The 14,033-nt window shown below is 67.2% G+C and carries 12 protein-coding genes; 3 read left to right on the top strand and 9 right to left on the bottom strand.

All coding sequences use genetic code 11. The features are described from left to right. From gor to ACE3S9_RS06210, 3 genes are all read left to right on the top strand, one after another. Positions 1-1,379: glutathione-disulfide reductase (gene gor, locus ACE3S9_RS06220; protein WP_374545576.1), on the top strand; the 1,379-nt coding region annotated here is incomplete at its 5' end. A gap of 108 nt (positions 1,380-1,487) precedes the next feature. Beyond that, complete coding sequence (locus ACE3S9_RS06215) at positions 1,488-2,207, top strand: SOS response-associated peptidase (RefSeq protein ID WP_374545575.1); 720 nt, start codon at positions 1,488-1,490, stop codon at positions 2,205-2,207. Positions 2,208-2,297: 90 nt separating this feature from the next. Beyond that, positions 2,298-4,907 (top strand): DUF2339 domain-containing protein, encoded by a 2,610-nt coding sequence (locus ACE3S9_RS06210; RefSeq protein ID WP_374545574.1) that lies wholly within the window; start codon positions 2,298-2,300, stop codon positions 4,905-4,907. A gap of 373 nt (positions 4,908-5,280) precedes the next feature. Here ACE3S9_RS06210 and ACE3S9_RS06205 read toward each other — a convergent pair whose 3' ends face one another. From ACE3S9_RS06205 to ACE3S9_RS06165, 9 genes are all read right to left on the bottom strand, one after another. Further along, a complete protein-coding gene (locus tag ACE3S9_RS06205) occupies positions 5,281-6,186 on the bottom strand; it encodes a PhzF family phenazine biosynthesis protein (RefSeq protein WP_374545573.1) in 906 nt (301 codons plus the stop codon). An 18-nt stretch (positions 6,187-6,204) separates the two neighbouring features. Beyond that, positions 6,205-7,038, bottom strand: a complete 834-nt coding sequence (pssA, locus tag ACE3S9_RS06200; RefSeq protein ID WP_374545572.1) for a CDP-diacylglycerol--serine O-phosphatidyltransferase — start codon at positions 7,036-7,038, stop codon at positions 6,205-6,207. A 1-nt stretch (position 7,039) separates the two neighbouring features. Continuing rightward, the gene (locus ACE3S9_RS06195) at positions 7,040-7,738 is read right to left on the bottom strand and encodes a phosphatidylserine decarboxylase (protein WP_374545571.1); all 699 of its coding nucleotides are present in this window, start codon (positions 7,736-7,738) and stop codon (positions 7,040-7,042) included. A gap of 82 nt (positions 7,739-7,820) precedes the next feature. After that, positions 7,821-8,783 carry a hypothetical protein gene (locus ACE3S9_RS06190; protein WP_374545570.1) on the bottom strand — a complete coding sequence of 321 codons (963 nt, stop codon included), beginning with the start codon at positions 8,781-8,783 and terminating at the stop codon, positions 7,821-7,823. Between the two features lie 155 nt (positions 8,784-8,938). Further along, positions 8,939-9,145, bottom strand: coding sequence for a SlyX family protein (locus tag ACE3S9_RS06185; RefSeq protein ID WP_374545569.1), 207 nt, complete (start codon positions 9,143-9,145; stop codon positions 8,939-8,941). 31 nt (positions 9,146-9,176) lie between these two features. Then, the gene (gene mutL, locus ACE3S9_RS06180; RefSeq protein WP_374545568.1) at positions 9,177-10,958 is read right to left on the bottom strand and encodes a DNA mismatch repair endonuclease MutL; all 1,782 of its coding nucleotides are present in this window, start codon (positions 10,956-10,958) and stop codon (positions 9,177-9,179) included. Positions 10,959-11,229: 271 nt separating this feature from the next. After that, positions 11,230-11,538 carry an endonuclease domain-containing protein gene (locus tag ACE3S9_RS06175; RefSeq protein WP_374545567.1) on the bottom strand — a complete coding sequence of 103 codons (309 nt, stop codon included), beginning with the start codon at positions 11,536-11,538 and terminating at the stop codon, positions 11,230-11,232. Positions 11,539-11,586: 48 nt separating this feature from the next. Continuing rightward, positions 11,587-12,876 carry a M16 family metallopeptidase gene (locus tag ACE3S9_RS06170; protein ID WP_374545566.1) on the bottom strand — a complete coding sequence of 430 codons (1,290 nt, stop codon included), beginning with the start codon at positions 12,874-12,876 and terminating at the stop codon, positions 11,587-11,589. Positions 12,877-12,897: 21 nt separating this feature from the next. Further along, on the bottom strand, positions 12,898-14,033 hold a 1,136-nt coding region (locus tag ACE3S9_RS06165; RefSeq protein ID WP_374545565.1), incomplete at its 5' end, for a M16 family metallopeptidase.

The raw sequence follows: 14,033 nt of genomic DNA, 5'->3' as shown, positions 1-14,033 counted from the left end.
GTGAATTTGAAGTCGATCTCTTCGTCATCGGGGCTGGTTCGGGCGGCGTGCGCGCGGCGCGCATCGCGTCGGGCCATGGCGCCAAGGTCATGATCGCGGAAGAGTTCCGCATCGGCGGCACCTGCGTTATCCGCGGCTGCGTGCCGAAAAAGCTCTATGTCTACGCCTCGCGCTTCGCCGACGATTTCGCCGATTCCGAGGCCTTCGGCTGGTCGCTGCCGCAACAGCCGGAATTCGACTGGCGCAAGCTGGTCGCCGCCAAGGAAAAGGAAATTTCCCGCCTCTCCGGCATTTACGAGGCCAATCTGAACAAGGCCAATGTCGCGATTTTCGAGGAGCGCGCGGAAATCATCGGCCCGAACGAGGTGCGGCTCGTCAAGAGCGGGCGCGCGATCCGGACGCGGCACATTCTGGTCGCCACCGGCGGCGCGCCTTCGTTCCAGCCGGTCATTCCGGGGCTGGAGCACGCCATCAGCTCGAACGAGATTTTCGACCTGCCGGTCTTCCCCAAGCGGCTCGTCGTCGTCGGCGCCGGCTATATTGCGGTGGAATTCGCCTGCGTTTTCGCCCGGCTCGGCGCGAAAGTGACCGTGCTTCATCGCTCGGACCGGATTTTGCGCAATTTCGACGACAGCCTGCGCGACGGCTTGAGCGAAGCCATGACCCGCGCCGGGATCGACCAGCGGCCGACCATATTGCCGAGCGCGATCGAAAAGACCGCCGACGGCTTGCGCATCGCCCTCACCGATGGCGGCGCCATTGAGGCCGACCAGGTCCTGATCGCGACCGGCCGCGCCCCTTCGACCAAGGGCCTCGGGCTCGAAGCGGCCGGCGTCGTGCTGGACAAGGCCGGCGCGATCAAGGTCGACGCCCATAGCGCGACCAATATCCCCTCCATTCACGCCGTGGGCGACGTGACCAATCGCGTCAATCTGACGCCGGTCGCCATTCGCGAGGGCCATTTGCTGGCCGACCATCTGTTCGGCGGCGGGACCAAGCAGGTCGATTACGATTTCATTCCCACCGCCGTCTTCACCACGCCGGAAATCGGCACGGTCGGCATGAGCGAGGCGGAAGCGCGGCAGAAAATCCGCTGCGTCGACATCTACCAGGCCGCGTTTCGCCCGATGAAAGCGACGCTGACCGGCGCGCCCGAAAAAGTCATCATGAAGATCGTGGTGGACGGCGACAGCGACCGCGTGATCGGCGTCCATGTGCTCGGCGAGGATTCCGGCGAAATGGCGCAATTGCTCGCCATTTCCCTGAAGCACGGCGCGAAAAAGGCCGATTTCGACGCCACCATGGCGCTGCATCCCTCGGCCGCCGAGGAATTGGTGACTTTGCGCACGCGTTCGGCGCGGTATATCCGGGAAGAATAGAAGCGCCGGTTCTCACGCGTGAGAACCGGATAGGAGCGAATGCGACGCCGAGCCGGTGCGAGGGATTCTTTGATCGCGACGCGTCGCGATCAAAGAAAAGGGTAGATCATGTGCGGACGCTTCGCCATCACTTCGCCGCCCGAAGCCGTCCGCGCCCATTTCCGCTATGCGGAACAGCCCAATTTCCCGCCGCGCTACAATATCGCGCCGACGCAGCCGATCCCCATCGTCACGGCGCGGGGCGGCCCGCAGGGCGTGATGCGCCATTTCCAGCTCGCGCGCTGGGGTTTTCTGCCTGGTTTCGTCAAGGACGTGCAGAAATTCCCGCTGCTTTTCAACGCCCGCGCCGAAACCCTGGCGGAAAAGCCCAGTTTCCGCGCGGCCTTGCGACGGCGGCGCTGCCTCGTGCCAGCCGACGCCTGGTATGAATGGCGCGCCAACGGACCCGGCGCCGGAAAATCCGCGCCCAAGAAATCCGCGCCGAAAACGCCTTATCTGTTCCATCGCTGCGACGGCGGGCTGATGGCTTTCGCCGGCCTGTGGGAAACCTATATCGACGCGTCCGGTGGCGAGATCGACACCGCCTGCATCGTCACCACCATGGCCAATGGCGCGACCGCCGCCATTCACGACCGCATGCCCGCGCTGATCGCGCCGGACCATTACGACGCCTGGCTCGACCCGGACGAGACCCATCCGCCGCCGCTGGCCTTGCTGCGGCCGGCGCCGGACGAGACCATCGCCTTTTTCGCCCTGACGCCGCTGGTCAATCGCGCCGATCGCGACGGGCCGGAAATTCAGCAGCCCGCCGAGCCGAGGCTGCTGTAAGACAAGCGCCCGCGGCTGTAAGAAAAGAGAAAGCGGCGGCGGCGACAATGCGGAGCGGCTTGTCTCGAGGAACGGGACCCAACGGGACTGATGGATATGTTCGCCGGCCTTCTGACTCTCATCGGCGTGGTCGCCTTCTTCCTGGCGATGGACGCGCGCGCCCGGCTGGGCCGAATGGAGCGGAACCTGCGCGTCCTTCAGGCGGAAGTGCAGGCCTTGCGATTCCAATCGCCCGCCCCCGCGGCGCCGGAGCCTGAAGCCGAAGCTGCTTCGCCGCCGGGGCCTTCGCCCGAACCGGCGCCGACCCCGCCGCACAGCGAACCGCCTCCCGCCCCGCCGTCCCCTGCCCGTCCAACGCGCTCGCTGGAAGAAGCCATCGGCGCGCGCTGGGCGGTCTATGTCGGCGGCCTCGCCTTGGCGCTCGGCGGACTGCTGCTGGTGCGCTACGCCATCGAACAGGGCCTGTTCGGCCCGGCCGCGCGCGTGCTGCTGGGCCTGCTGTTCTCGGCGGCCCTGATCGGCGCCGGCGAATTCCTGCGCCGGCGCGAGAAAAGCGCGGGCGAAACCACGCCCACGCCGGCGGTGCTGACCGCCGCCGGCACCACCGCCGGCTTCGGCGCGATCTACGCAGCCCATGCGCTCTACGGCTTCATCAGTCCGGCCCTCGCCTTCGTCGCTCTGGGCGCCGCCGCGCTCGCGACTTTGTTCGCCGCCGTCTGGCACGGACCCGCCATCGCCGGGCTCGGACTCGCCGGCGCGCTGGCCGCGCCGCTGCTGGTGGAATCGGCCGAACCAAATCCCTGGCCGGTGCTGGTCTATGTCGGCGTGGTCACGGCGGCGAGCTATGGGCTGGCGCGGCTGCGCCAATGGACCTGGCTGGCGATCTCCGGCGCGGTCGGCGCGGCCTTGTGGGGCCTGGCTTTCGCCTTCGGGCGCCTGCCGGATTTCCCGCAGGCCGCCGAGCTGCATTTCATCGCGCAGACGGCTTTGGCCTGCTGGGCCTTCGCGCTCGATCGCGCCGGCCCGACGGCGGACCCGCGCCGGCGCCTCATCCTGGCCCATGCCGGACCGCTCGGCCTGGCGCTTATCGCCGCTTTCGCTCTCGCCATCTGCGCCAATCGCGGCGCCTTCGACGGGTTCTGGCTGCTCGGCGCGTCCGGATTGGTCGCCCTGCTCGCCCTTTCGGGCGCGGCGCGGCCCTGGCTCGCGCCGGGCCTGCTCGCGGGCGCCGGCGCCGTCCTGGCCTATCTGCTCGCGCTGTGGCCGACCGAAACCCTCAGCTTCGACCTTTACGAAGCCCCGCCGCTGCTCCCGGAGCGGTTCCAGATCTTCGCCGGGCTCGGCGCCGTGGCGGTCGCGGGCCTGGCCGGCCACGCGCTGTGGCGGCGGATCGATATTCCCCGGCGGGCAGCCACCATTCTCGCCGCGACCGCCGCGCTGACGCCGCTGGCGGCTCTATCCATCGTCTATCTGCGGCTGACCTGGATGGCGGCGAGCCCGCCGCTCGGCCTCGTCGCGCTCGGTCTCGCCTTCGCCTTTCTGGCCGCCGCCCGCATCTTTTCCAACCGCGACGCGCCAGGATCGAACGACCGCCTCGCGCTGGGACTGATGGCCGCGGCGACCCTCGCCGCTCTCGCCCTCGGCTTGACCTTCACGCTCGATCGCGGCATGCTCACCGTGGCCTTGTCCCTGTCGGCGCTGGGCGCGGCTTATGTCGAATCGCGCCTCGGCGTTCCCGCCTTGCGGCAGGCGGTCGCCGCTTTGGGCTTGGTGATCGCGGCGCGGCTGGCCTGGGACCCGCGCATCGTCGGCGACGAGCTTGGAACCACCCCGATCTTCAACTGGCTGCTGTTCGGCTATGGCGCCCCGGCCTTGTCCTTCGGCCTCGCTGCGCATTTTCTTGGGCGCGGCGGCCCCGATCGCGCGACCCGGATCGCCGAGGCTCTGGCGGTGCTGTTTTCGGCTTTGCTGGTCTTCTTCCAGATCCGCCACGCGTTGCATGGGGGCGATCCCTTCGTGGACGACGCCGGCCTCGTCGAGAACGGGCTCTATACCGTCAGCGCGCTGGGCTTTTCGCTGGTTCTCGCCCGGCTCGATCTGGCCCGGACGAGCCCGGTGCTGAATTTCTGCTCGCTGGCCTTCGGCGTGCTGTCGGCGCTGCTCGCCGCCCTCGCGCTGGCTTTATGGACCAATCCCTATGTTGACCAGCGTCCCGTCATCGGCGGCCGCTGGGTGAACAGCCTGCTGCTCGGCTACGCCCTGCCCGGCGCCTGCGCCGCGCTGGTCGCCAATCTGTGCCGCGCGACGCGGCCGCTCTGGTTCCTGCGCATGCTGCGGCTGGTCGCCCTGCTGCTGATCTTCCTCTATGTCACGCTGGAAACCCGCCGGCTGTTCCAGGGGCTGTGGATCGGCTGGAACCAGACGGCGAGCGCGACCGAGCAATATGCCTATTCGGCGGTCTGGCTGGCGCTGGGCGTCGCGCTGCTCGCCTATGGCCTGTTGCGTCATTCGCTGGAGGCGCGCGTCGCCTCGGCGGCGGTGATCGTGCTGGCGGTGCTGAAGGTCTTCGTGTTCGATCTCGCCCATCTGGTCGGGGCGCAGCGGGCCTTTTCCTTCATCGGGCTCGGCGCGGTGCTGATCGGAATTGGTCTGGTCTACCAGAAACTGGTGTTCCGCCCGAGGAAAACGCACGAAAATTAAGGATTCCGCATCACAGGTTTTGTCGCGAAATTGCTCGTGTTTTAGAATGAGCTGATTTTTTTCCGGCGGACAGAAAAATGATCTCTATCGTTTATAATGAAACCCAGAAAGCTATAGAAATACATCTTGACAATAAAGGAGTAGATCTCCTTATCATGAAATTGGAACGCTTAAAATCGCTCGGCGGTCACATCCACGTATATCCAACCGATGATGACAACGGGCTATCTGTGAAATCGCCATACGCTGAAAAGACCATCTATACTGAACTAATCTTAAACCTTCTTCCAGCGGATTCTTGGGACGCCCCATAACTTCAATACTTTTCCAAAGAAAACGCACAAAGCATTATTCCGGTGGAGCTCGGCAAAACTCAAAAAACCAGCACGCCCTCGCCGATCCTGACGCAGGCGCCGCCGACGCTGGTCTCGACCAGGGCGCCGGAGGCGATCCGCATCGTCAAGGCGATCTGGCTCGGGCGCCCCATGGCGAAGCCCTGTTCGATGACAATGGTATGTTCGCCGTCCTCGGGCCGCTCGAACCGCGCCGCGACCGCGGCGAAGGCGCAGGCCGCCGACCCGGTCGCCGGATCTTCATGCGCGCCCAGGCCCGGAACGAACACCCGCACATGGACGTGATGGGCGGGATCGACCGTCTCGCGCGTGTAGAGAAAAACCGCCGGGCGTTCGAGCGGGAAGGCCGCGCCGAAGCGAGAAAAATCCGGCGCGATGGCGTCAAGCGCCGCCGCGCTCGCGACTGGGACGAAAGCGAAAGGCAGGCCCGCCGAAGCCACGACCGGCGCATGGCCGTCGAAGCCAATCTCTGCCTCGCTCAACCCAAACGCGGCGGCGATGCCGGCGCGATCCGGAATTTCGCCCAGAAGCTGCGGCGCGTTTGGCGCAACAAAGCTCGCGCGCAACGCCCCCTGAACGCGGACCACCTCGCAGACGACCGGGCCGACCGGTTCCTCCAGCACCAGCCGCAAGGGCTGGCGGCCGATCATGTCGGGGGCGCGCAATTGCGCGATCAGGCAGGCCGCGCCGATGGTCGGATGGCCGGCGAAGGGCAGTTCGAGCGCGGGCGTGAAAATGCGCAGCGCCGCCGTATGGACGGGATCGCGCGGCGGGACGACGAACACCGTCTCGGACAGGTTGAATTCGCGGGCGATGGCCTGCATGAGCGCCGGATCGAGGCCCTCGGCGTCGGGAACGACGGCGAGCGGATTGCCGGCAAGCGGCTGATCCGTGAACACGTCGAGCAGATGATAGGCGAGACGCATGACCGCCCTTTCAGCCGTTCAGGCGGCGTCCGCCCCGGGCGGCGGCGCCTTTTCGGCGGCGTCGCGCTCGGACAGGCGGTGGAAGGCGCGCACCGAAAAGGGGATCATGGCGAGATAGGCAAGGCTGACGAAGATCAGCATCTGCAAGGGGAAAGACGCCAGCAGCACGAGCAAGGCCGCCACAGCGAACAGCACGAAGACGAAGGTTTCGCGCGGCACCCGGCCGATATGTTTGCCGGAGAAATGCGGGATGCGGCTGGCCATCAGACCCGCGACCGCGACGACGTAAAGCGCTTCGATCAGGGTCAGGAAGCGCGATTCCGGCAGGTCGAACGAGAGATGCACGTAAAGCGGCAACAGCACGACGATGGCGCCCGCCGGCGCCGGCATGCCGGTGAAAAACCGGCCCGCCCAGTCCGGCTTGTCCGGATCGTCGATCATCACATTGAAGCGCGCGAGGCGCAAAGCCGCCGCTATGGCGAAGATCAGCACCGCCGCCCAGCCGACCGTCTTGAGGTCGTGCAGCGACCAGAAGAACAGCAGCAGGCCCGGCGCCACGCCGAAATCGATGAAATCCGCCAGCGAATCCAGCTCGGCCCCGAAGCGCGACGAGCTCTTGAGAGCCCGCGCGATGCGGCCGTCGACCCCGTCGAGCACGGCCGCGACCAGAATGGCGAGCACGGCGCTTTCATATTTTGCCTCGGCCGCGAACCGGATCGCCGTCAGCCCGGCGCACAGCGCCAGCAGCGTAACTACGTTGGGCACGACGAAACGCAACGGCAGGCCGCGCAAGCCGCGTGGCCGGAAGCTCGCCCTTGCCGGCGCGGCGGAAGGGGGATTGTCGGGCGCCATTTCAGCCAACCTTGAAATGACGCTCGGCTTCGGTCTGGCTGTAATCGGCGAGCACCGTCTCGCCGGCGACCGCGCGGGCGCCAAGGCCGACCAGCACGCGCGCGCCCGGCGGCAGATAGACGTCGACGCGCGAGCCGAACCGGATCAGGCCGAACCGCTCACCCACGCCGAGGCTCTGGCCCTCCTGCACGAACGAGACGATTCGCCGCGCGACCAGACCGGCGATCTGCACCACGCCGAACCGCCCCTGTGGCGCGTCGATCACCAGCCCGTTGCGCTCGTTGTCCTCGCTCGCCTTGTCGAGATCGGCGTTGAGGAACAGGCCGGGCTTATAGGCAATGCGGGAAATGCGGCCGGTGACCGGCGCGCGGTTCACATGGCAGTCGAACACATTCATGAAAACGCAGACGCGCAGCAGCGGCTCGGCCCCGAGCCCGAGCTCCGGCGGCGGCGCGAACTGGCCGATCGAACAGATCATGCCGTCGGCCGGCGAAACCACCAGCCCGTCCTGCACCGGCGTGACGCGCGGCGGATCGCGGAAGAAATAGGCGCACCAGGCGGTCAGGAAGGCGCCGATCCAGCCGAGCGGCGACCACAGCCAGCTCAGCACCAGCGAGACGCCGGCGAAAATGGCGATAAAGACATAGCCTTCCGGATGGATGGGCACGATCTGCTTGCGCAGGGAATCGATGATCGTCATGAGCGCGCGGACTTGGCCAGAGGATTTGGCGAAAGGGACGCCGCTTTATGGCGCAAAATTGCGGCCAAGTCACGCAAGCAAGTCACGCAAGAGTCGGCGGCGACAAGCCGCCGCTCAGATTCCGGCCCTCTGGAACAGATCGACGAGGCCCGGCGGCGGCGCGGCCACCTCCTGCCGCAGAAAGACCAGCAGACGGCGCTCGGCCGAGGTCAGTTCGCCGCGCCGGGTGAGATGGGCGAACAGCCAGATGATCTCGTCCTGGTCGATCTTTTCGGCCTCGGACCGCGCGCGCGTCCGCCTCGTTCTTGGCGCGCCACAAGGCCTCGTCACGCGCGAGCGGGCTTTGCAGGTCTTCGGCCTCGGGCAGCGTCGCGCCGAGCATGTTTTTCAGGAAGCCGCCGACGCCGGCCTCCGGCGCGTTCTCGAACCGCTCCAGCGCCAGCCGGTCCTCGACCTTGGCCACGCCGTGGAAGGCGATGGCGAGCAGATGATTGCCGACCGCCTGGGCGAATAGAGTGTCGAAACCGTCCGCGGTCGGCTTGCCGGCATTGGCGTGGGCGATGCGGAACAGGACCTCGGCCTCGGGTCGCGTGACATGAAGCGCAGCTTCGGCGTCGGCGGCGTAAAGAGCGCGGCGCAGGGCCTCGACATCGGCCTCGTCGATCCGCCCGGACGGATGGCCCGGACGCCCCTCGACCACCGCCGCCTCGACTTCGGCCAGCATGAAGGACGACAGCGAGGACGGCAGGCTGACGGCATAGCGCATGAGCTGGGAGAGCAGCGCGATCGTCGCCGCATAGGAAAGCTTGTGGGCGTTCAATTGCGCCAACAGCCAATTGGCGGCCTCAATCGAGACATATTGCGGCGGATCGGCCTGGTCGACGAACAAATCGACCGCGATATCGGCCAGAAGCTGGCGATAATCGGCGCTATCGTCGCCGCGCCATTCCAGCGCGCGGACGAAATCGTCGCGGCTCGCCGTGCCCGTTGCGAAAATCTCGCGACGCAGATCCGCGACGCTCGCGAGGGTGGAAAGGTCCGACATGCTGACAATCCTGTTCCGATAAGCTCGCGACAGGCTGGGGCCGGCTGGTTTCTCCGCCGTAAAGAAAAACGTGAAAAAGCGAGCGGCCGGCGCGTGGGCCTTGAAAATTCACGACAAAGGTGAACGGGACGCTACGTCAGGCCTGCGGCCGCGCGTCAATAATGCGGCGGCGGCTTGTCCGGCGCGACGCGCTGGCTCAGGCCCTGGACCTCATCGCGCAGGCGCAGGACTTCGCGGGTCAAGGCGTCGATGCGCGCCCAGTGCGCGGCGACCGCGTCGCTCAATTCGGCGATCACGCGGTCCTGATGGGCGCTGGCGGCTTCGAGCGCCTCGATGCGCGCCTCGGTTTCGGTCTGGCTCATCGGGCTTGTTTAGCGCGGGACAAGGCGCAGGTCACCGGCGGCCGAACAATTTCTCGATATCGGCGAGCTTCAGTTCGACATAGGTCGGGCGGCCGTGATTGCACTGGCCCGAGCCCGGCGTGCGCTCCATTTCGCGCAGCAGCGCGTTCATTTCCTCCGGCGCGAGACGTCGGCCGGCGCGCACCGAATGATGGCAGGCCATCGTCGCCAGCACATGGTCGAGCTTCTTTTCGAGCGGCGCCGCCGCGCCATCCTCGGCCAGCGAACAAGCCAGATCGCGCACCAGAGGCTCGATATCCGCCGTCCGCAGCGCCGAGGGCGCCTCGTGCACGGCAACCGCGCCAGGGCCGAACGGCTCCAGCGCCAACCCCAAGGGGCCGAGCAGATCGGCGGCCTCGACCAATCGCGCGGCGTCGTCGGCGTCGAGATCGACCACCAGCGGCGAAAGCAGCGCCTGCCGCGCCACGCCGTTCTTCGCCCGCTCGGCCTTCAGCCTTTCATAGACCAAGCGCTCATGGGCGGCGTGCTGGTCGACCAGCACCAGACCATCACGGGTCTGCGCGATGATATAGGTTTCGTGAATCTGCGCCCGCGCCGCGCCGAGCGGCGCAGCCAGATCGCTGTCCTGCGGCGCGGCCTCATGGGCGCGGGCGTCGGCCGCTGGGGCGGCTTCGGCGAAGCCCGGCGCGGATTCGAGCAGGGTCGGCGCGGCGGGCGAGGCGCGCCAGTCCCAATTCTGCACGGGCCGCGCGAAAGCCGGCAGCGCCTGCGCGAATTTCTGCGTGGCGGCGGCGGCGTTGGTCGGCGTGGCGCGATGCAGGGCGGCGGCGAGGCTCTGCTTGAGCGCGCCAACGACGAGCCCGCGCACCAGGCCAGGATCGGCGAAACGCACCTCGGCCTTGGCGGGATGGACATTGACATCGACCAGACGCGGCGGGCAGGTGATGAACAGAGCGAGGGTCGGATGCCTGTCAGAGCTCAGATAATCCATATAGGCCGCACGGATCGCGCCGGCGATCTGGCGGTCGCGCACCGGGCGGCCGTTGACGAACACGAATTGCGCCAAGGCATTGGCGCGGTGCCAGGTCGGCAGGCCGGCGAAGCCCCATAGCCGGACGTCTTCGCGCTCGGCGTCCACTGCAAGGGCGTTGTCGCGGAAATCGCGGCCCAGAACCTGGGTCAGCCGCGCCAGCAGCCCCTCTCGGCCCGACGGGCAGGCCTGATAATCGAACCCGGCCAGCCCTTCGCCGCCGAGCGAGAAGCGCACGCCGGGATGCGCCATGGCGAGGCGCTTCATCACGTCGGACACGGCGGCGGCCTCAGCGCGCTCGCTCTTCAGGAATTTAAGCCGCGCCGGGGTGGCGGCGAACAGGTCGCGCGCCTCGACCCGCACGCCCTGCGCCATCGCGATCGGGACCGGCGGCGCGACATCGCCGAATTCGACCCGCAGCCGCGAACCATGCGACGCCTGCGCCGTGCGCGCGGAAATTTCCAGCCGCGCGACCGAGGCGATGGACGGCAGGGCCTCGCCGCGAAAGCCGAGCGTGGCGATATTGGTCAGATCGCCGTCGGGGATTTTGGAAGTGGCGTGGCGCTCGACGCAGAGCGCGAGATCGGCCTCATCCATGCCGGCGCCGTCGTCGATGACGCGGATCAGCTTCTGGCCGCCGCCGGCAATCGTGACGTCAATGCGCGCGGCGCCGGCGTCGAGGGCGTTTTCGACCAGTTCCTTCACGGCGGCGGCGGGGCGCTCGACCACCTCGCCGGCGGCGATGCGGTCCGCCAGAATGGGATCGAGCCGGCGGATGGTCATGGGAAAGGCGCGCGCCGTCCCCTCTCCCCACACGCAAATCGGGTGTTCCCGATTTGCGCGCTTTCGGTGCCGAAGCTAGCAACAGCCGACTTCGGTTCGGGGAGAGGGTTAGGGCGAGGGGCCGTCTCGAGGGCGAACGAGCCGGAAAACGTGGGCGGCGCGGAACAGCGGCTACGCAGGAGCAGGTCGCCGCGCCCCTCACCCCTGCCCTCTCCCCGCTTGCGGGGCGAGGGGGAAGGCCCCGGCGGGGAGGAGAATCCGTGCGAAATCATCATTTCAGAGCGGCCAAAATCGTTTCGCAGACGCCTTCGAGGTTCCGAAACACGTCCTCATTGGTCACGCGAACGATTCGATAGCCCGCGTCGCGAAGATATTGCTCGCGTCGCAGATCGAAAGCCAGTTCCTCCTCGGTGGAATGGGTCGCGCCGTCGACCTCTATCACCAGCTTTTTCTCGCGACAGACGAAATCGACGAAAAATGGCCCGATCGGCTCCTGCCGCACGAATTTAAGCCCGTCGAGCGCACGCCCACGCAGAGCCCGCCACAGGCTCCGTTCGGCCTCGGTCTGGTCACGCCGCAATGCGCGGGCTCGGTCGATGGCGGGACTGTTCGCGCCGCGCATCGCTCATCACACGGCGGTCTCGCTCACCCCTTCCGGGCGGCCGACCACCGCGATCAGCAAGGCGGCGTCGCCGATCAGGCGCTTCGCCACGCGCCGCGCGTCGTCCAGCGTTACGGCCTCGACCTCGGCGTTGCGGCGGTCGAGATAATCCGCGCCGAATCCCTCGCGCTGCAATTGCAGCAGATGGCCGGCGATCTTGGTCGAGCTGTCGAAGCGCAAAGCGTAGGAGCCGGTCAGATATTTCTTGGCCTTGTCCAACTCCTCGGCGGTCGGGCCGTCCGCCGCGAGACGGGCGAATTCGCTCTCGATCACGCTCAAGCTCTCCGCCGCGCGCTCGTTCTTGGTCGAGGTCGAGCCGATGAAGGCGGGGCTATGATCGGACGTCGCGAGCGAGGAATAGACCGAATAGGTCAGGCCGCGCTTCTCGCGCACCTCCTGCCACAGCCGCGACGTGAAGGCGCCGCCGCCGAGAATGTGATTGACCACCATGGCGGCGATATAATCGGGATCGCGGCGCGCCAGGCCCGGCCGCCCGAAACGGATATTGGCCTGCGGCACGTCATAATCCACCACGATGCGACGACCGAGGCCCTGGACCGCAATGTCCGGAACCGGCGTCAGCGCGGCCTGCGCCGGCAGGCCGGCGAACAAAGCGTCGAGATGGCGGGCGAGCGTCGCCGCGTCGATCGCGCCGACCGCCGCGATCTTGAGCGTTTCGCGCGCCAGCATTTTCCTGCGCAGAGCGACGAGATCGTCGCGCGTCACGGCGTCGACCTCGCCCAATTCGCCGCGCGAAGCGCGGGCATAGGGATGATCCGGCCAAGCGGCGCGGCGCCAGGCCTGCGCGGCCATGGCGTCGGGATCGCGCGATTCGCGCTTGAGCATGGCGTTGATCTGGCCGCGCACGCGCTCCAGCGGCTCGGCGTCGAAACGCGGCGCGTTGAGGGCCAGCGCCATCAGTTCGAACGCCTTGTCGCTGTGGCGGACCAGCGTCTGGAGATGACCGGAGAAATCGTCGCGATCGGCCGAAAAGCTCAGGCGGATGGCGTGATCGTCGAGCGCGCGATGGAAGGCTTCGGCGGTCAAATCGCCGGCGCCCTCATCGAGCAAGGCGGCGAGCAAAGCGGTTGCGCCGGCCTTGCCTTGCGGGTCCTGCGCGGCGCCGCCGGCGAAGGAAAATTCCAGCGCGACCAGGGGAACGGCGTAATCCTCGACCAGCCAGGCGGATATGCCGCCGGGGCTGACGACATGCTGGACGCGTTCGGCGCGCGAGGCGACTTGAGCGGGGGCGTTCATGCGAAACTCTCTTTTCGGCGATCAGGCGGCGGCTTCGTCCTTGAGCAGGAAGCCGGTGACAGCCCGCCTCTTCTGCAGCCATTTCATGGCCTTGGCGACATCCTCGGGCGTCACCGCCTCGATCCGCGCGCCCCAGCCCAGCACATCCTCGACCGTGCCGCCATTGGCCAAAGCCGCGCCGAACCAGCGGGCGAGCGAGGTCTGGTTGTCCTGCGCATAGACCGCATCGGCGACCAGCCGGGTGGTGGCGCGCGCGACATCCTCGGCGCTGATTCCGTCGCGGGCCAATTCGGCGAGCACATCGTCCACGCCGCGCTCCAGCGCGTCGAGGCTGACACCCTCGGCCGGCAGGCCATAGACATAGAACCGGCTTTCATCCACCGCGTCGGAATAATAATAGGCCCCGGCCGAAACCGCGAGCTTGCGCTCCAGCACCAGCCGGCGGAACAGCAGGCTGGTCTGGCCGCCGCCGAGATGATGGGCCAGCACGTCGAGCGCCTCGGCCTCGCCCTTCTCGCCGGTATGCGCCGAGGGAACCAGATAGACGCGCTCGAATTGCGGCTGTTCGACCTTGGGATCGGCCAGTTTCACGATACGCTCGGCGCGGGGCTCCGGCTCGCGCTCGCGCCGACGCTTCGGCGCCTCGCCGCGTGCCGGAATCTTGCCATAGGTCTCGCGCGCCAGGGTCTCAACCTCGGGCGCCTCGATGTCGCCGGCGACGACCAGAATGGCGTTTTCCGGCGTGTAGAAACGGCCGTAATAAGCGAGCGCGTCCTGACGGTCGAGCGTCTCGATCTCATGGCCCCAGCCGATGATCGGCACGCCATAGGCATGATGGGTGTAGAGCGCGGCGTTGATGGCCTCGTCGAGCTGCGCGGCCGGGTCGGCCTCGGTGCGCATGCGGCGCTCCTCCATCACGACCTCGCGCTCCGGCGCCACAACCTCGTCGGTGAGGTTGAGATTGGTCATGCGGTCGGCCTCGAATTCCATCATCTTGCCGAGATGTTCGCGGGCGACGCGCTGGAAATAAGCGGTGAAATCATAGGAGGTGAAGGCGTTTTCCTGGCCGCCCAGCTCCGAGACGAGATGCGAGAACTCGCCCTGCTCGTGCTTGTGGGTGCCCTTGAACATCAGATGTTCGAGGAAATGGGCGATAC

Origin of the sequence: Rhodoblastus sp., from assembly GCF_041915505.1 — a bacterium.
In the GTDB taxonomy this organism is placed as follows: Bacteria; Pseudomonadota; Alphaproteobacteria; order Rhizobiales; family Beijerinckiaceae; genus Rhodoblastus.
The sequence above is the reverse complement of the archived record's forward strand: the minus strand, read 5'-3'. Positions and strand labels throughout refer to the sequence as shown.

Excerpts from the sequence above, each read along its gene's own strand:
- ACE3S9_RS06170 (WP_374545566.1), bottom strand. The coding sequence starts at position 12,876 with ATGAACGCCCCCGCTCAAGTCGCCTCGCGCGCCGAACGCGTCCAGCAT.
- ACE3S9_RS06195 (WP_374545571.1), bottom strand. The coding sequence starts at position 7,738 with ATGACGATCATCGATTCCCTGCGCAAGCAGATCGTGCCCATCCATCCG.
- mutL (WP_374545568.1), bottom strand. The coding sequence starts at position 10,958 with ATGACCATCCGCCGGCTCGATCCCATTCTGGCGGACCGCATCGCCGCC.
- ACE3S9_RS06190 (WP_374545570.1), bottom strand. The coding sequence starts at position 8,783 with ATGTCGGACCTTTCCACCCTCGCGAGCGTCGCGGATCTGCGTCGCGAG.
- pssA (WP_374545572.1), bottom strand. The coding sequence starts at position 7,038 with ATGGCGCCCGACAATCCCCCTTCCGCCGCGCCGGCAAGGGCGAGCTTC.
- ACE3S9_RS06215 (WP_374545575.1), top strand. The coding sequence starts at position 1,488 with ATGTGCGGACGCTTCGCCATCACTTCGCCGCCCGAAGCCGTCCGCGCC.
- ACE3S9_RS06185 (WP_374545569.1), bottom strand. The coding sequence starts at position 9,145 with ATGAGCCAGACCGAAACCGAGGCGCGCATCGAGGCGCTCGAAGCCGCC.
- ACE3S9_RS06210 (WP_374545574.1), top strand. The coding sequence starts at position 2,298 with ATGGATATGTTCGCCGGCCTTCTGACTCTCATCGGCGTGGTCGCCTTC.
- ACE3S9_RS06205 (WP_374545573.1), bottom strand. The coding sequence starts at position 6,186 with ATGCGTCTCGCCTATCATCTGCTCGACGTGTTCACGGATCAGCCGCTT.